The organism is Pantoea sp. nfd-35, assembly GCF_056892255.1.
In genome coordinates this window covers 241518-258597 of record NZ_CP122404.1, presented here as the reverse complement: position 1 = coordinate 258597, position 17080 = coordinate 241518, and the positions used below count along the sequence as shown (strand labels likewise).

Genomic DNA, 17080 nt, shown 5'->3' with positions numbered 1-17080 from the left:
TCGCCTGCTTACCGCTGCGTCCATCGATTTTACGCCTTTCTCTCCGGTAATGACGGATGACTTTTTCTCTCACGCCTCACCACAGAAGGCTTAATCAGAATCAGGGAATCAGGGCTGATTTTTACACTGCGCAAATTAAGCTGGCTCAGAAGGGGGCAACCGCCCGGTAGATCACTAACAGATCGTCGTTATGTTGACGAGACAGGCCAATGCAGACCATGCGCTTTCGCATAGCCTGTCTCTGTGGTCTGCACCGCTACATCATTTGTGGCTGGCGAATAACGTTACCTTTATCAAAGCGTGAGAGCCGGTAGGGGGCAAGGTCGGTATAAACGGGCTTATTCGTCATCATCTGTGCACACAGCAGTCCCGCACCCGGCCCGATGGCAAAACCATGACCACTAAAGCCAGAGGCAATAAACATGCCGGGGATCTGGTTCACTTCATCAATAACCGGCACCAAATCCGGTGTGGTATCAATCCAGCCCGCCCAGGCATAATCGACTTTTGTTCCCTCCAGCGCGGGGAACAAGCGGATTAATTCTGCCAGACCATCATTAACGATGCGTTTATCCGGCGTGGGATCGAGAACCCGGATTTTTTCAAAAGGGGAAGGCGTTTCATGAGACCAACTCCCCGAGGCTTCAGGGCCTGAAAAGAATGAGCCATTCAGCCGGATTTTCAGTTTCTTTGCCACTTTACTGCGGAACATAGGATAAAACTTTGCGGCATATCGGATGTTCTGCGGCGCCAAATCGATCTGGCCCAGGCCCGGAACGGCAACGGTATAACTGCCATCCAGACGGCGACGAACACAGAGTTGCGGCGTGCTCAGACAACCTTTTACAATTTCCGGGGCGGCGGTTGTTTTAAACACCGTGCCCAAAATATTGGCGGCAGGGAGTTCAATCCCATATTGCCTGCAGAAACGCGAATTCCATGCACCGCCGCAACAGATCACCCGGCTGGCTTTGACTAATCCGCGTTCTGTCCAGACGCCAGAAACACGACCGGCGCTGATATCCAGTGCCCGCACCGCGCAACGCTGAAAAATGCTGGCGCCCAGGTTTTGCGCACCTTTCGCGATGGCCGGTGCGGCCTGTGACGGTTCCGCGCGACCATCCGTCGGTGACCACACGCCGCCTCGCCATGCTGTTTTGTCACCAATGCGTTCCTGGGCCTCACGCGCGGACAACAACTGGCTGGTAAAGCCAATCTGCTTTGCCTGCTGGCCCCATTTTTCCCAACGCGCCAGGTCAGCGTCATTTAGCGTGCCATACAGGATGCCGCTGCGCCTGAAGCCCAGATCCATCCCGATTTCAGTACTGAGTTCATCCCAGCGCTGCAGGCTTCGTATCGCCATCGGCAACTCATGCAAATCACGGTTCTGTTGGCGCACCCAGCCCCAGTTTCTACCTGACTGCTCACCGGCAATCACGCCTTTTTCAAACAACGCAACAGAAACGCCTTGTTTCGCCAGTTCATATGCCGTTGACGTCCCAACAATGCCACCGCCTATCACAACAACATCGACAGAGGTGGGGAAGACGGAACTGTCATTAACGCTATCGACCTTAATTCGCATGAGTTAACCTTGTTTCAAATATGATGTCGGGGCGGAATATGCATAATCCACAACACACGGGCTTCGGTGTCGCTGTCGTTAAAAATGTTATGCGGCAGATGGCTTTTAAACTGAAAGCTGTCGCCCGCTTCGATGAAGGTCGTTTCACCATTCACCTCAAGCGCAAGCCGGCCCTCCATGACCACACCTGCTTTTTCACCTATCCCCGTCAGCATCTCTTCAGAGCGCGTGCGGGGAGGGATGCTGATATACATGAACTGGATATCGTGTTCGCCGGACGGCGATAACATCTCTTTGCTAATGCCCTGCTTGCCAACCTGAAAATGCGGTCGCTCACGCCAGCGACGAACATAGTGTTCAGCACCTGGCCGCATCACCTCATGTTGTTCAAGAAAAGCGGTCAAGGGGACATTCAAGACCACCCGAAGCTGCTCCAGTACCCGTACCGTCGGGTTAGCCAGATTACGTTCAATCTGGCTAATTGCCCCTGCCGACACATTGGCCTGTTGCGCCAGTTCTTTGATAGTCATATTGCGAGACTTGCGTATTAATTTTAACCGTACGCCAATATTGATCTCGACGGCACTCTGATCCTCAGAGTGCATTAACGCTGTTTTCATCACCATGTTCCTTAAGGTTTCGTGCCTCCGTGCATGAAAGCGCGATTAGGGCATTCCCCACTTAGCTTTGATTTTTTGCAAAGTGCCATCCGCTTTCATCGCCGTCAGGGCGGTATTGATATCGGCAAGCAGCTTATCGTTGCCTTTTTTCACACCAAAGGCCATGGGCGCGATATGCTCGGGCTTGTAACCATCCACCACATGCATGCCTTTGTACGCACCTGATTTTTCCTGATATTTCATGATCGGGTAATCGTTCATGCCCGCCGCGATACGACCCAGCGACAGATCACGCATCATGTCTGCCGGACTGTCGTACACTTTCACCTCTTTCGGGATACCGCTCTTAATCAGAGCCTGCGTGTAATCGGTGCCTGTCATGGTGCCAACGATATCACCTTTCAGATCCTGCTGAGAGCGATAGACTTTTTTGTTGTCATCACGCACGACCAACCCGGGTCCGAATGCGGTGACCGGCTGTGAGAACGAGATACGTTTTTCACGCTCGGGTGTTGGTGTCATCCCGGCCACGATCATGTCAATTTTGCCAGCAATCACAGACTGAATAAGCGTAGAGAAGGGTACAGCCGTAAAGTTAACATCCAGGTGCTGACGTTTAGCCACTTCGGCAGCCACATCCGGCATGAAGCCTTCAATCTTACCGGTTTTCGTATCCAGAAATGTCGTTGGCGCACTGGAGGGCGGCGAGCCTGCCGTTAGTGTGGCAGCGTGCGCACTGTAAGTGACGCCGAGGGCAACAGACAATAAAGCCATAGTAACGTGCGACCGAATAGACATCACTCACTCCTGATTAACATGCGAACAATTAACTTCACTATAATGAAATTAAATCCCCCCCTGTCAATCTTTTCTTTTTAAAAATGCCGCGCCTCACAAATTAACACAAAACCCTTTGATTTCGGGGCAAAGTGAGCCTTCAATCCTTTTTGTTACATGAATAAGTTAATGCTATGACGTCATCAGATGAAAAGTTTGACAATATTTACGGGTAGCCATATTCATTAAAATGAATTTTAGCCTCACACTCAACACCGGCGGGAGCGCATAATGGACTGGAGCAGTATTCACGTTTACCTTCCCTTTCTTTTGCAAGGGGCGGAAATGACAATTTATATCACGATCTTGTCCTTGCTCATCAGCACGCCGTTAGGTCTGGTGTTTGCTGCCGCAAAAATGTGTCCTTTTAAAATCATCTCCTGGCCCGTGAGCGTCATCATCAATATCACGCGTGCCTTACCGATGATTGTGGTGCTGTTTTATATCTATTTTGTTTTCCCCGATATCGGCATTACCCTGACATCGTTTCAGGCCAGCGTGGTCGGTATCGCTTTCTGCTTTTCTACCTTCCTCGCAGAGATTTTTCGCTCGGGTATTGAATCGGTCGATCGTGGTCAGCTTGAAGCGGCGCGCTCGATGGGCATGAGCTTCTTTAAAGCGATGCGGCGCGTCATCCTGCCTCAGGCTTTTCATGTCGCGCTGCCGCCGTATAGCAATACGCTGGTGATGATGCTGAAAGATTCTGCGCTGGCTTCAACGATTGCGGTTACCGAAATGACCCGGCAGGGACAGCTTCTGGCCGCCTCAACCTTTGATAACACCACCGTATATACGCTGGTGGCGTTACTTTATCTGACCTTGTGCATGCCACTACTGGCTTTCACTAAGCACCTTGAAAATCGTCAGAAAAAAGGAGCCTGAGATGATTGAAATTCTCGATGTCCATAAGCGGTTCGGTGCTGTCGAAGTGCTGAAAGGGGTAAGTTTCCGCGTCGATGAGGGCGAAGTGGTGTGCCTGGTGGGGCCCTCCGGTTCCGGAAAATCGACTGTGCTGCGCTGTATTAACGGGCTTGAAACCTATGAAAGCGGCACCATTCGCGTGCTCGACCAGCATGTTGACAGTAAAAGTAAAAATATCAATTCGCTTCGTCGCCAGATAGGAATGGTTTTTCAACGATTTAACCTCTTTCCGCACCGTAGCGTGCTGGAAAACGTGATGGAAGGTCCGATTTACGTTAACGGTGAATCGCGCAGTAAAGCCGAAAAGATAGCCAAAGAGTTACTGGAAAGAGTAGGACTGGCCGACAAAGTCTCCGCCTGGCCGTCGCAGCTTTCCGGTGGTCAGCAGCAGCGCGTGGCCATCGCACGAACGCTGGCATTGCAGCCGAAAGCCATTCTTTTCGACGAGCCGACATCAGCACTGGATCCGGAGTTAGTCGGCGAGGTTCTGCAGGTCATGCGCAACCTGGCACAGCAGGGAATGACCATGATCGTGGTCACGCATGAGATGCAGTTTGCAAGAGAGGTCGCCGATCGCGTCTGTTTCCTGCACAGCGGACAAATTGTGGAGCAGGGCCACGCTGAACAGGTGCTGTTGCGCCCTCAGGAGGCGCGCACGCAAGATTTCCTGCGGCGGGTTCTGGGAACATCTGCGTCCGGAACAGGATGAGACGGGAGCAATTCTGTCACTCCTGAGACTTTTTAGCGCCTCAAGAAAGCGCATGACGCGCAAACAGCGGATTGACGACGTTACCGTGCAGATACACCCGCCTTGCTGATGGCCACAATCAGCGCGGTTCCGCCGAATCCCCATCACCAGAATGTTTTCGCAGACTTAATTTTCCTGTCACAAGCGCCTTTAGCATTGTCAGTTCCCTGTCTGAATCCGGTTATATTCGGTCAACGACAGGCTCAAACAGAAACTTTCCTGACATTCTCTTTGAAGACACGCTACCAGACCGAAAGGATGGCCGCGTGTGCGTGAGGCCCGTCAGGTACGGGGAAAGCGTGTCCGGAGAAGGAGAACCGTGCAGCTTCCGGATGATGCATTTACCCGGCATCAGTCGTCGGACAAAAAAAGGCCCGTCAGCATGAACGCGACGGGCCAGCACGGAGGCGACGAGAATATTTCTGACAACAGACACATCACAGCGGAGTAACGTTGACCGGTGTTCTGTGAAAGACGTATTTCAACTGCAGGGAGAGTTTATCGGGGCTTGCTGCCATTCTCTCTGGCCTGGTGCTCCAGGCATCTTATAAAATTCTCTATTATCTGCACAGAGTAAGTTATGGCCAGCAACTCTGCCGTGAGCCGGACATCCATACGCATCAGCGTCTCCATGACGCCGGGCTTGCTGAGGACCGGCTTCATATTTTTTACCCGGTCCATCAGATGTGTCCAGTTATTGATAAAGGTGTCCGGGTCAGCATAGGTTCCATCCCTCAGTTGCGTGTAAATCGCGTCAACATCCGCTTTCATTAGCCTGACGGCCTTAATCAGTCTTTCCTCGTAAGTGGGCTGGTTTTCATCAGACACGGAACGTTTCCACCATACCTCTCAGCGCATGCGCCTGCTCAGACAGTGACTGCGAAGCCGAGGATGACTCCTCGACCAGCGCCGCGTTGTTCTGCGTCACGCCGTCCATCTGACTCACGGCAACACTCACCTGCGAAATGCCCTGCATCTGCTCTGCGGACGCCAGGGAGATGTTATCCATCGCCTCAGCGAGCTCACCGACCAGGCCGACCACCTTCTGGATACTCTGTCCGGTCGATGAAGCTACGCCGACGCCGCTTTCAATCTGATCGACGGCCTGCTCAATCAGCGTCTTGATGTCCTTTGCGGCCGTCGCGCTGCGCTGTGCCAGCGTACGCACCTCTCCGGCTACCACGGCAAATCCGCGTCCCTCTTCACCTGCGCGGGCCGCTTCCACCGCGGCGTTCAGTGCCAGAATGTTGGTCTGGAACGCGATGCCCTCAATCACTGACGTGATGTCGCGGACTTTTGCGGCACTCGCTGAGATGTCCTGCATGGTCGCTGACATGCGCTGTACGTCCGACCCGCCTGCGTGAGCCAGCTGCGCGGTCCCACGGGCGGACTCTGCTGTCTGCTGCGCACTGGCCGCGTTGCTCTTCACCGTGGCGGTCAGCTGCTCCATGCTGGCGGCCGTTTCCTGCAGCGCAGCCGCCTGCTGTTCGGTGCGGGATGACAGTTCAGTATTACCCTGCGCGATTTCGTCCGAGGCGAGGGCCACAGAGGCAGAGGTCTCTTTAATCTGCGACACCAGGCCGCGCAGGTTGGCCTGCATGCTGTCAAGCGACGCCAGCAGGCTGGTCGTGTCGTTGCGGCGAAGCACGACCGGCGATGTGAGGTCGCCGGCCGCAATGGTGGCGGCCAGTGCCTGCGCCTGGGCAGGCTCACCGCCCAGCTGGCGCATTAGTACACGGACAACCAATACACAGGCCCCGACACTGATGAAAATGGATGCACCGGCCAGAAGGATCAGGATGAGAGATGAGCGTGAAGTTGAAGTGCTGTTCTCCTTCACCTCAGCAAAGCTTGTCTTCTGCTGTATCCCTGTCACAACCTGCAAATCGCTGAGCATTTTATCCTGCACGGGCTGGACCTCTTTTGTCAGACACTCAAAGAAGTCTTTATCGCGATTGGCCAGGCCAAGCTGACTGGCCTTTGCAAAAATGGCAAAAAAAGAGGCCTCTGTATCGGTCAGTCTCTTGAAAGCGTTCCGTCCTGCCGGAAGAGAATCGATCTTCAGCAAGTCACCAAGAGCCTGGCGGTTAGCGCTATATTGCGCCTGAGTTTTCTGCATGCGCTCTGCTACGGGTTTCATTGCCACAGGATCGCTCAGCAGCCCAAGCGTTCTGACGTCTATGGACATCTCTCTCAGTTCACCGAGCATGTCCTGCGCAATTTGGTACTTTTTCATTTTGATGTTTACGATCCTGTCCATTCCTTCCCGGGCTTTATAGAGCGCATTCAGCGCAGTACCGGTGCAGATGATGAACAGGAAGATAAGCAGGCCGAAACCTGCAGCAAGGCGAGTCGATATTTTCATGTCTTTTCTCGTTATATAGGGCGTTCTGGTGTTGGTTAATCTTTGCCGGACGTCAAGAGCAGTCCGACCGAATTAATCCTAGATGGGTTTTTGCATTTAGTGCTTATTTCGCTCCAATATTACTGAGAATAATCTGAAAAAAATTGTTTCTGCGTACTTCAATTGCCTGCGCAACGGCTTTGCCTGACGTCGGAATCTGTCATCTCAGTCACGTCCTGCCCCACTGATGGGGTTGCCTTCAGAAAACCCTTATGATGAGAAATCCTTCACGCACAATAAGTTGATTGAGAGACTAAACATCCTTTTCCAACAAACATCTCTCCCCGATCGAAAAGCCGCGATTATCCGTGCCATTACTCGACTTACCTGAGTCCGTGACCAGACAATACCAGCTTGACGTGAAATGAATGCCCCTTTTTAGGAGGCGCAGGCCATCTGGGCTGATTGACAGGTGGTCAGTAAAAAGAGGCCTGTTGCATGGTCAACATGACACGTCGTCAGTATGTCAAATTGATTCCAGTGATAAATGATCGACCTGCGTCACAATTAAAGAAAGCAACTATCGTGACGATAACGTTAGGGCGTGATTTGCACGCTTTGACTACAGGGAGTCAACATGGCCGTTATCAACACAAATACGCTGTCACTGGTTACGCAGAATAACCTGACAAAGTCACAGTCTTCACTAGGCACGGCGATTGAGCGCCTGTCTTCCGGTCTGCGCATCAACAGCGCAAAAGATGATGCAGCCGGTGAGGCCATCGCTAACCGTTTCACCTCCAACATCAACGGGATGACCGTTGCCGCCCGCAATGCCAACGACGGTATTTCGCTGTCGCAGACCGCCGAGGGCGCGCTGACTGAAATTAACAATAATCTGCAGCGAGTTCGTGACCTGACCGTTCAGGCGCAGAACAGCTCTAACTCAGCCTCGGATGTCGACTCGATTCAGGCTGAAGTTAACCAGCGCATGCAGGAAATCGACCGCGTTACGAAACAGACTGATTTCAACGGTATCAAAGTGCTGAACACCGGCTCCGGCAGCACCACCTACAATTTCCAGGTGGGCGCAAAAGACGGCGAAACTATTGGTATTGCGCTGAGCTCAAGCGACGGTTTTGACCTGGCTGCAGCGGGCAACGCTTCTACAGGCACCACTCAGAATACCAGTTCTACGACAGGCCAGACGGTCAACGGCAATGCCCGCACCACGTCAGCCATCGGCTTCGACGTGCTGAAAGGGGCTGTCACCGGCGGTTCAGGCGGCACAGCGTCAGGTACCACGCCACTGGCCGACATTGATAAAGCCATCAAAGCGGTCGATAACCAGCGCAGCCTGCTGGGTGCCTCGCAAAACCGTTTCGAGTCCACCATCAGCAACCTGAACAATACCGTGACAAACCTGACCGCGGCCCGCAGCCGTATTCAGGATGCGGATTACGCGACGGAAGTGTCGAACATGTCCCGCGCGCAGATCCTGCAGCAGGCGGGCTCTTCTGTATTGGCCCAGGCCAACCAGGTGCCACAGACCATGCTGTCACTGCTCCGCTAATAAACGCTGAGGAACTGGATGCTGTCTGATGCAGTTCCTCACGATTTCGTCCCGCTCTGTAACCAGAAGCGGGCAAAACCCTGATTCTCGTCGCGGTGGAAATGTCAGGTTGAACATGGGATGTGGGGCGGAGTAGCACTCTGAACACGCCATCAAGATGCTTAAGCAGGGCTATGGACTGATTTAAGAACACCATCTTGCCAAACGCCCGTATTATCGGCTCCCGGCACGAAGCCGTTTTCTTTACTGTTTCATTTTCGAGTGTTAACCGAGGAAAGATAATGAACAATATTAAAATCGGCGTCCGTCTCGGTGCCGGATTTGGCTTTATCCTGCTTCTTCTCATCGTTATTACCCTGGCCGGTTTAATGCGTATCGACTCACTGGGCGACACCGTGGATAAACTGGCCGGCGATCGTTTTGACAAGGCTACCGCTGCCAGTAATCTTCGCTTTTACGTTACTGATATGAGTCGTATGGTTCGCAGCATCGCGCTTGTCGACGATCCGGCGCAAAAAGAAAGACTGAAACAAAATTATGAGCAGGCCCGCACCCGGCTTGAAACGGCTTTCAACAAAGTCGATCACATACTGCACGCTCCCAGAAGTCGCGAGCTGATTGACGTCATGAAAAAAGCAGGGAAACAGTATCTATCTTATTCTGAGCAGGCGGTAAAACTGGGTATGGAAGGCAAGCGGGATGAGGTGACGCAACTACTCACCGGGCCGGCTTATCAGGCTCAGGACGAATACACAACGGCTATCACGGACCTCGCCAGCTTCCAGGGGGAGCAGATGAAGACCGCGGGAGCTAAAGCCGCGTCAGAGCAGCGCAACGCCGTAACGTTACTCGTTTCACTCAGCCTGGCTGCCATTGTACTGGCAGCAACGCTCGCCTGGTTTATTACCCGCAGTATCGTCAGGCCCGTCAATATCGCACTTGAAGCGGCGGTAAGGGTTGCTGAAGGTGATCTCACTGCAGAGGTGCCGGTGAGCGGACGGGACGAAACCGGGAAACTGCTTGAAGCTATTCGTGGCATGCAGCATTCCCTGGTGCAAACCGTGAGTGCCGTTCGGGCGAATGCGGAAAGCGTTGCCGCAGCAAGCCTTCAGATAGCTCAGGGAAACACCGATCTGTCACAGCGCACTGAAGAACAAGCCAGCGCGCTGGAACAGACCGCTGCCACGATGGGTGAACTGGGTGTCACGGTCAGGAATAACGCAGATAATGCCAGCCAGGCCGCCACGCTGGCCGTTACGGTACGTGAGATTGCCCGGCAGGGTAATGACATCACTTCAGATATCACCGATACCATGAAGGGCATAGGCGAAAGTTCAGGGCGCATTGCGGATATCACTTCAGTGATAGACAGCATCGCTTTCCAGACCAACATTCTGGCGCTCAATGCCGCCGTCGAAGCTGCCCGCGCGGGTGAGCAGGGTCGCGGCTTTGCCGTTGTCGCTGGTGAAGTTCGTTCACTGGCGCAGCGCAGTGCGACTGCTGCGGGTGAGATTCGTCAGCTCATTGAGGCCAACGCTCAGCGCGTCAGTGAAGGCTCAACGCTGGTAGCGCGTTCTGCTGGCACGATGTCTGCCGTTGTTTCTTCGGTGGGCCAACTCACTGACAGGGTAGAGGAAATTACCGCCGCTACTGCTGAACAGGCGCGCGGCATTGAACAGGTCAGCATAGCCGTGACAGAAATTGATGACGTCACGCAGCAGAATGCTTCACTTGTGGAAGAGTCTGCCTCTGCGGCAGCAAGCCTGCGTGAACAGGCCGATCTGCTAATGCAGTCTGTATCCGTTTTTACACTTTCAGATCATTCATCCTCCGCCGTTAAAACAGCACTTGTTGCGCCCGTAACGGTTACCGCATCCCCGACGACGCATGACAATTCCATGCGATCAAAAGAGACAACGCTGGAAGAAAACTGGACAACATTCTGAGCATGCCCCGATGTGAGGGGGTAAGCAGGCAACGCTACGTGAATTCTGTATAACCCGCAGGGGTTCTGTGCGCCAGTTTTCACGTAGCGCGCCCGGTGATTAACGGGCTTCAGGTCCAGAGGGGACGCAGGTGAGGTGCCGGGTGCGTAACCGGGTACGCGGCGGGATGTCTTATTTAACATAATTAGTATTATGCGCACTTTAAGGTAACGGCTAAATTCAGATGTCCGCCTCTGGCTGTATTGAGATGTCCGCATTATCGTCCTTTTTCCAGGGTTTCCCGGCTGAGGACGCAACTGATGACGGCTTAGGATTCGGAGTGCTGAGAGCATGAACAGACGTTTGGCCCCCATACGTCTTGCCAGCCAGCTGCTAAGCGGTATGACCAACATCAGGCCCAGGATGTAGACATTACTTATCCATGCCAACTGGCTAACGGGTAGTTGGAGTACTTACCTCTCCTGTGACATCTCTCACCCCCTGCCAAAACATTTCCGTTTAGTACTGGAAAAATACTCTCTGTATCCGGCCAGACATTGCTGATAATTTGTCCAGACTCTGGTTTAACATAGCTGACACAACGCTTAACGGACGCATCAGAAAACGAACAGCATCAACGTAAGGCTTCGTGCCACGAGGGGCCGTTTCTGACATTTCAAAAAGCGACACGACTAACAGCAAACGAATACCGCTCATCTTCCTTTTCTGGCAACCGTTTCGACGTGAAGAAAGAACGTATTACTGAAACGCGACGCTCTGCCCTTTTGCTTACTAAGTATTCATTGCCCGGATGTTCAGGCGACCGTAAAAATTAACGACACTGGCGAGTAGGGAAAAATGATGAATAAAACGATTCTGGCGCTAGCCGCCGTTGCAAGTGCTTCGGCCATTGTGCCGCTGATGGCTCAGGCATCTTACGCGTATGTGGGAACCTATAATCCCAATGGCGAAGGGGTTTATCGATTTATCCTCAATGCGCAGGGTGAACTGTCGGGAAAAACATTGGTGAGTCAACTGCCCAACCAGGCACAGATGGTGGCGTCAGCGGATGGTAAACATCTTTATGTGGCGAGTGAGACCGAGAAAGGCAGCATCACCGCTTATCAGATTGGTACGGACGGTTCGCTCACGGCATTAAATCAGGTCGACACGCAAGGCAAAGGACCGGTGTACCTGTCCCTGACACCCGATCAGCGTTACCTGATGGTCGCAAATTATGTCAGCGGCAGTATTACAGTGTTTGCGGTGACGCCAGAAGGCAAGCTGAGTGAGGCTGTCGATCATCATCAGGACAGCGGCCCGGCTGGCGCAGGCAAACCGGCCGCAGCGGTAGAAGGCAGCTTTGCCATCAGCGATCACAATGGTCCGCATGCACATATGGTCGCCAGCGATCCCACGGGCCAGTTTGTTTACTCGACGGATTTGGGGCTGGACCGCATTTACCAATACCACCTGAATAAAGACGGTACGCTGACGCCCGGCAAACCCGCATGGATAAACGCCTCGTCTGCCGGTGCAGGCCCCCGCCATTTCGTTTTTAGCGCTGAGGGTCATGCGCTCTGGTTAGTGAATGAAGAAGCCTCCACGCTCACACATTACCTCATTAATCCGCAAAGCGGTGCTTTGCAGGAAAAGGCCACGGTTTCTACGCTGCCTTCCGGTTATAAAGGCACCAGTTTTGCAGCCGGGTTAGTCATTGATAAGGGCGGGAAAAATCTTTACGTCGCCAACCGTCTGCATGACAGCATTGCGCATTTTGAGGTCAATGCTAACGGCACACTGACGCATAAAGATGATGTGTGGACGCGCGGGGATTACCCCCGAACGCTGACATTATCCCCTGATGGCAGCATGATTTACGTGATGAATCAGCGTAGCGATAACATCACCAGCTTCAGGGTGGATAAAGCGAGTGGTGCCATCAGCTTTACCGGGAACTATGTTGCCGTAGGCGCGCCTTCACAGATGGTTATTGTTCCCTGAAAGATTGATGCAGATAACATGCACGTCACGCTGTGGTGCGTGTTACCGACGCAGCGTGCAGGTGCACGAGAAGGTTAGCCTCGCGCACCTGCACGTTCAAGATCACTAACGGGCATGATCGATAAGCACTCAGGCCCAGCGATTATCGCTGCCAGTGCCAACGCAAAATCAAGTGTTATCCTCCACAATCACCGCAACCCGCTGTCCGGCGCGCACGGCACTGCCTGGCTGTACGTTAACCTGCTGGATGATCCCATCGCAGGGTGCCAGCAACGGAATCTCCATTTTCATGGATTCCAGCACCACCAGAACATCCCCCGCCTGAACCCGACTTCCCACCGTGGTTTGCACTTGCCAAAGGTTGCCGGAAACCGGGCTTTCGACACCCTGCTCGCCCTGCTGTAGCGGTGCATCACCGCCCTCTTCTGCCACGTTCTCCTGGCTGTCGAAATGGGCCTGACCACTGGCGATCCAGCGATCGCGTTCCGCATTGAACGCCTGTTGCTGGTGGTCACGAAACGCCGCGATGCTTTGCGCCTCATGAGCGAGAAACTGCTGATAATCACTCAACCGCAGCGTACTGGGCTCAATGCGCAGCGGATAACGCCCCAGCGGGAAATCGCGGCGGATTTGCACCAGTTCCTCGGCGGATACAGGGTAGAACCGCAGTTGATCAAAGAAGCGCAGCAGCCAGGGTTTCCCCGCAAAATCAGCAACCTCTCGATAGCGATTCCACATCTGAAGCGTGCGCCCCACAAACTGATAGCCGCCAGGTCCTTCCATGCCGTAAACGCAGAGGTAAGCGCCGCCGATACCCACCGAGTTCTCTGCCGTCCAGGTGCGCGCCGGGTTGTATTTTGTGGTGACCAGGCGATGGCGCGGATCCAGCGGTGTCGCAACCGGCGCCCCCAGATAGACATCGCCCAGCCCCATAACCAGATAGCTGGCCTCAAACACCGTCTCCCAGACCGCCTGTTCGTCAGGCAGATCGTTAATGCGGCGAATGAATTCAAGGTTACTGGGGCACCACGGTGCATCAGGGCGTACCGTCGTCATGTACTTTTCAATCGCCTTGCGACAGGCGGGATCGTCCCAGGAAAGCGGCAGATGTACTACGCGAGTTGGCACCTGCAGATCATCACTCAGGCAAACCCTGAGCCACTCGCCGCGTACCCAGTCCAGCAGCGCGTCATGGGTGAGGATTTCAGGCTGAAAATGGATCTGCAACGAACGAATCCCGGGCGTGATATCAATCACCCCGTCTTTTGCATGCGCTTCCAGCGCCTGCATCAGGGCATGAATGCGAAAACGCAGAACCAGATCCAGCTCCGGCTCCCCGGCTTCGAGTAGCAGATGCGTATCGCCAGAAAGTCGCGCGACCAGACGCTTATCGGCCTCACCGCAGGTCATCACGATCGGCGAGGTCAGCGGCGCAGGTTGCCAGGCTGTCGCCTGGCAACAGAGCGTTGCCAGTTCCTGGCCTCGCGCTTTAGCCAACTGGCGCGCGGTGGTTAAATCCACCGAGGTAAAGCGCACTTTATCACCGGCTTTCAACTGCCCTAACTGCCAGAGATCGGCTTCGATGACTGTGACCGGACAAACGAATCCCCCGAGGCTGGGTCCATCCGGGCCCAGAATCACCGGCATATCGCCGGTAAAATCAACCGCACCTACCGCGTACGGATTATCGTGAATGTTTGACGGATGCAGTCCGGCTTCGCCCCCGCTGTCTCGGCTCCAGATGGGCTTGGGCCCAATCAGGCGGACGCCCGTGCGGCTGGAGTTAAAATGCACTTCCCATTCCGTGGCAAAAAAAGTGGCGATATAGTCCGGCGCGAAGAACTCCGGCGCACCGTGTGGACCATAAATTACCCGTAGGGTGCGGATCTGCGGGAGATCCGTGCGCAATGCCTCAGGAAGTGCCACGCCAGCTTCCGTTGCTGCCTGTGGGGCCAGGTGCAGCACATCGCCGCTACGCAGTGCGCGTCCGGCGTGGCCGCCAAACTGGCCAAGCGTAAAGGTGCTTTTACTGCCTAAATACGTTGGCACCTGAATGCCGCCGCTCAGGCAGAGATAGCTTCGCACGCCCGCCCCACTCACAGCACCCAGCTTTAACGTCGCCCCGGCGGAAAGGGTAAAAACACAATCCATCGGCACGGGCTGGCCATCCAGGGTAGCGCTCAGTGGTGCACCGCAGATGACGGCCTGGATGGCGGTATTGAATTTCAGAGTGGGTCCGGTGAGGGTAATTTCCAGTGCGGCTTCCCCCTCGTCATTGCCCAGCAGCCGATTGCCTGAACGCAGGGCGCGGTCGTCCATCGGCCCCGATGGCGGTACGCCGACCGCCCAGTAGCCCAGACGGCCCGGATAATCCTGCACGCTGGTTTGCGTACCGGCGCCTAGCACCTCAACCGTCGCTGCCTGATAGCTCAGCTGTTCCAGACAACGGGTCCAGGGTTCTCCCTGAACAAAGGGCGCAAACGCTAAAATTTGCTGCAGATAGAGGCGGTTGGTTTCAACACCGTATAAACGCGTTTCTGCCAGCGCCTGCGCCAGTGTGGCAATGGCCTCCGGGCGGCTGGGCCGCCAGGCGATCGTTTTCGCCAGCAGCGGATCAAAAAAGGGCGGCACTTCGCAACCGGCTTCAATCCAGTGATCAATGCGCAGGCGAGCATCCTGTTGGTCGGGAAAGGCAACGTCTGTCAGCAGGCCCGGTGAAGGCTGAAACTGCCGTCCCGGATCTTCCGCATAAATGCGTGCCTGGATAGCATGGCCTTGTGGCGCAAGCCCGGCAACCAGCTCGCGCAGGGGCGGCAAGGTGTCCGCAGCCAGTTCAATCATCCATTTCACCAGGTCAACGCCCCAGACCTGTTCTGTTACGCCATGCTCGACCTGAAGGCGAGTGTTGACCTCCAGGAAGTAAAATTGTTGGTTCAGGCTGTCATAGACAAACTCCACGGTGCCCGCGCTGCGATAGTTCACTGCTTTACCCAGCGCAACTGCCGCCTCGCAGAGCGCCTGTGCCATGCCTTCAGGCAAATTGGGGGCAGGTGTTTCTTCGATGACCTTCTGGTTACGCCGCTGCACCGAGCAGTCACGCACACCCAGCGCGATAACGTCTCCTTGCCCGTCACCAAAGATTTGCACCTCAAGATGACGTGCGCGTTCGATATAGTTCTCGAGAAACACGCCGGCATCACTAAAGTTGTTCTGCCCCAGCCGCTGCACGGTATCAAACGCTTCCGTCAGTTCATGCGCATCGCGACAAACGCGCATGCCAATCCCGCCGCCACCCGCCGTACTTTTCAGCATCACCGGATAACCAACGGTCTCGGCGACGCGGCAGGCTTCGGCGGCATCGGCCAGTAATTCGCTGCCTTCCAGCAAGGGCACACCTTCAGCTTTCGCCAGAGCACGGGCCGTGTGCTTCAGACCAAAAGTCCGCAACTGCTGTGGCGTTGGGCCAACAAAAATCAGCCCTGCGGCCTCGCAGGCCTCAGCGAACCCGGCGTTTTCAGAGAGAAAACCGTAGCCCGGGTGAATCGCCTGTGCACCGCTTTGCTGCGCTGCGGCAATAATTTTTTCAGCGGCCAGATACGTTTGTGCCGCCGGGCCGTCGCCAAGGGATAACGCTTCATCGGCATCACGAATATGCAGGCTGCCCAGATCGGCCTCGGCATAGACAGCCACCCCCTTGACCTGCATGGCGCGCAGGGTGCGCAAGATGCGGCAGGCGATCGCACCGCGATTAGCAATCAGTAAGGTATCAAACATAAGCGGAACTCTCAGGAAAGCGGGTCGTCCCGCAGAAAGTCGACATGTCCCCTGGGGCCGTCCCCGGGGCTTCTCCTGTTCAGGCGTGCGTATTGTTCAGTCGCACCAGGCTCAGTTCCATACCAATACCTCGGCGGGCGTGGGATTCCAGCCGTTACAGGGGTTATTCAGCTGCGGACAGTTTGAGATTAAGACCACCGCATTACACTCGGCGCGCAGTTCAACATATTTGCCGGCGGCGGAAATACCGTCTTCAAAGGTCAGTCCACCCTGCGGAGTGACGGGAACGTTCATAAAAAAGTTGATGTTGGCGCCGATATCGCGTTTATGCAGGCGACCGTCATGCAGGCAGGCACAAAGAAAATTATCCCGGCAGCTGTGCATATAGCGCTTGTCGTGAGCATAACGTACCGTGTTACTTTCCTGCGCGCAGGCACCGCCCAACGTATCGTGGCGGCCACAGGTATCGGCGACAATGGTCAGCAGCGGATTGCCCATATTCGAGTAAAGTACGCTGCCGGTGGTCAGGTAAGCATTACCCTGACGGCGCAGCGTACGCTGGGGATCGTAACGCTCGCGCGGATTATCTGCGTTGTAGAACAGCGTATCGATCGCCTGATTCCCTTCCAGGTCGAGCAGACGCAATGTTTGCCCTTGTTTGACCTCAAACAGCCAGGGTTCGCCCGCCGGAATCACATGACGGTAAACCGCATCCTCTGGGCGGCGGTCGCTGGAAATAATCATCATCG

Annotated in this window: 12 protein-coding genes and 1 pseudogene; 5 read left to right on the top strand and 8 right to left on the bottom strand. The window is 54.7% G+C overall.

Going from position 1 to position 17080, the window contains the following annotated elements; all coding sequences use genetic code 11:
* Positions 1-256 precede the first annotated feature (256 nt).
* Genes P9J57_RS21615 through P9J57_RS21605 form a run of 3 tightly spaced genes read right to left on the bottom strand, consistent with a single transcriptional unit; the run spans position 257 to position 3003 of the window.
* Positions 257-1585, bottom strand: a complete 1329-nt coding sequence (locus P9J57_RS21615) for an NAD(P)/FAD-dependent oxidoreductase (protein WP_022622871.1) — start codon at positions 1583-1585, stop codon at positions 257-259.
* Between the two features lie 14 nt (positions 1586-1599).
* On the bottom strand, positions 1600-2205 hold the full coding sequence (locus tag P9J57_RS21610) for a cupin domain-containing protein (protein WP_483279520.1): 606 nt from the start codon (positions 2203-2205) through the stop codon (positions 1600-1602).
* A 45-nt stretch (positions 2206-2250) separates the two neighbouring features.
* Positions 2251-3003 carry an ABC transporter substrate-binding protein gene (locus tag P9J57_RS21605; RefSeq protein WP_014333166.1) on the bottom strand — a complete coding sequence of 251 codons (753 nt, stop codon included), beginning with the start codon at positions 3001-3003 and terminating at the stop codon, positions 2251-2253.
* Positions 3004-3273: 270 nt separating this feature from the next.
* Here P9J57_RS21605 and P9J57_RS21600 point away from each other — a divergent pair, with 270 nt between their 5' ends.
* Together P9J57_RS21600 and P9J57_RS21595 are read left to right on the top strand one after the other, a co-directional pair.
* The gene (locus P9J57_RS21600) at positions 3274-3924 is read left to right on the top strand and encodes an amino acid ABC transporter permease (protein ID WP_013027890.1); all 651 of its coding nucleotides are present in this window, start codon (positions 3274-3276) and stop codon (positions 3922-3924) included.
* Position 3925: 1 nt separating this feature from the next.
* On the top strand, positions 3926-4672 hold the full coding sequence (locus P9J57_RS21595; protein ID WP_029569660.1) for an amino acid ABC transporter ATP-binding protein: 747 nt from the start codon (positions 3926-3928) through the stop codon (positions 4670-4672).
* Positions 4673-5209: 537 nt separating this feature from the next.
* Here the strand turns inward: P9J57_RS21595 and P9J57_RS21590 are convergent.
* Positions 5210-5539 carry a hypothetical protein gene (locus P9J57_RS21590; protein ID WP_024472083.1) on the bottom strand — a complete coding sequence of 110 codons (330 nt, stop codon included), beginning with the start codon at positions 5537-5539 and terminating at the stop codon, positions 5210-5212.
* Positions 5532-7076, bottom strand: a complete 1545-nt coding sequence (locus P9J57_RS21585) for a methyl-accepting chemotaxis protein (RefSeq protein ID WP_105082599.1) — start codon at positions 7074-7076, stop codon at positions 5532-5534. Before P9J57_RS21585 ends, P9J57_RS21590 begins: the two co-directional genes overlap by 8 nt.
* Positions 7077-7692: 616 nt before the next feature.
* On the opposite strand from P9J57_RS21585, the gene P9J57_RS21580 reads away from it, so the two are divergent.
* Both P9J57_RS21580 and P9J57_RS21575 read left to right on the top strand, forming a co-directional pair.
* Positions 7693-8628: a flagellin N-terminal helical domain-containing protein gene (locus P9J57_RS21580; protein WP_013027894.1), complete on the top strand. Its 936-nt coding sequence runs from the start codon at positions 7693-7695 to the stop codon at positions 8626-8628.
* A gap of 281 nt (positions 8629-8909) precedes the next feature.
* A complete protein-coding gene (locus P9J57_RS21575; RefSeq protein ID WP_210476258.1) occupies positions 8910-10574 on the top strand; it encodes a methyl-accepting chemotaxis protein in 1665 nt (554 codons plus the stop codon).
* 323 nt (positions 10575-10897) lie between these two features.
* Here the strand turns inward: P9J57_RS21575 and P9J57_RS21570 are convergent.
* Positions 10898-11023: pseudogene (locus P9J57_RS21570) on the bottom strand (MFS transporter); the annotation flags it as partial.
* 388 nt (positions 11024-11411) lie between these two features.
* Here P9J57_RS21570 and P9J57_RS21565 point away from each other — a divergent pair.
* A complete protein-coding gene (locus P9J57_RS21565) occupies positions 11412-12557 on the top strand; it encodes a lactonase family protein (RefSeq protein WP_064374335.1) in 1146 nt (381 codons plus the stop codon).
* Between the two features lie 168 nt (positions 12558-12725).
* On the opposite strand, the gene uca is transcribed toward P9J57_RS21565, so the two are convergent.
* Together uca and P9J57_RS21555 are read right to left on the bottom strand one after the other, a co-directional pair.
* Complete coding sequence (gene uca, locus P9J57_RS21560) at positions 12726-16331, bottom strand: urea carboxylase (protein WP_210476280.1); 3606 nt, start codon at positions 16329-16331, stop codon at positions 12726-12728.
* Positions 16332-16442: 111 nt separating this feature from the next.
* A complete protein-coding gene (locus P9J57_RS21555) occupies positions 16443-17078 on the bottom strand; it encodes an urea amidolyase associated protein UAAP2 (protein WP_014333187.1) in 636 nt (211 codons plus the stop codon).
* Positions 17079-17080 lie beyond the last annotated feature (2 nt).

Coding starts and splice junctions, on each gene's coding strand:
- P9J57_RS21615 (WP_022622871.1), bottom strand. CDS start 1,585: ATGCGAATTAAGGTCGATAGCGTTAATGACAGTTCCGTCTTCCCCACC.
- P9J57_RS21610 (WP_483279520.1), bottom strand. CDS start 2,205: ATGAAAACAGCGTTAATGCACTCTGAGGATCAGAGTGCCGTCGAGATC.
- P9J57_RS21605 (WP_014333166.1), bottom strand. CDS start 3,003: ATGTCTATTCGGTCGCACGTTACTATGGCTTTATTGTCTGTTGCCCTC.
- P9J57_RS21600 (WP_013027890.1), top strand. CDS start 3,274: ATGGACTGGAGCAGTATTCACGTTTACCTTCCCTTTCTTTTGCAAGGG.
- P9J57_RS21595 (WP_029569660.1), top strand. CDS start 3,926: ATGATTGAAATTCTCGATGTCCATAAGCGGTTCGGTGCTGTCGAAGTG.
- P9J57_RS21585 (WP_105082599.1), bottom strand. CDS start 7,076: ATGAAAATATCGACTCGCCTTGCTGCAGGTTTCGGCCTGCTTATCTTC.
- P9J57_RS21580 (WP_013027894.1), top strand. CDS start 7,693: ATGGCCGTTATCAACACAAATACGCTGTCACTGGTTACGCAGAATAAC.
- P9J57_RS21575 (WP_210476258.1), top strand. CDS start 8,910: ATGAACAATATTAAAATCGGCGTCCGTCTCGGTGCCGGATTTGGCTTT.
- P9J57_RS21565 (WP_064374335.1), top strand. CDS start 11,412: ATGATGAATAAAACGATTCTGGCGCTAGCCGCCGTTGCAAGTGCTTCG.
- uca (WP_210476280.1), bottom strand. CDS start 16,331: ATGTTTGATACCTTACTGATTGCTAATCGCGGTGCGATCGCCTGCCGC.
- P9J57_RS21555 (WP_014333187.1), bottom strand. CDS start 17,078: ATGATGATTATTTCCAGCGACCGCCGCCCAGAGGATGCGGTTTACCGT.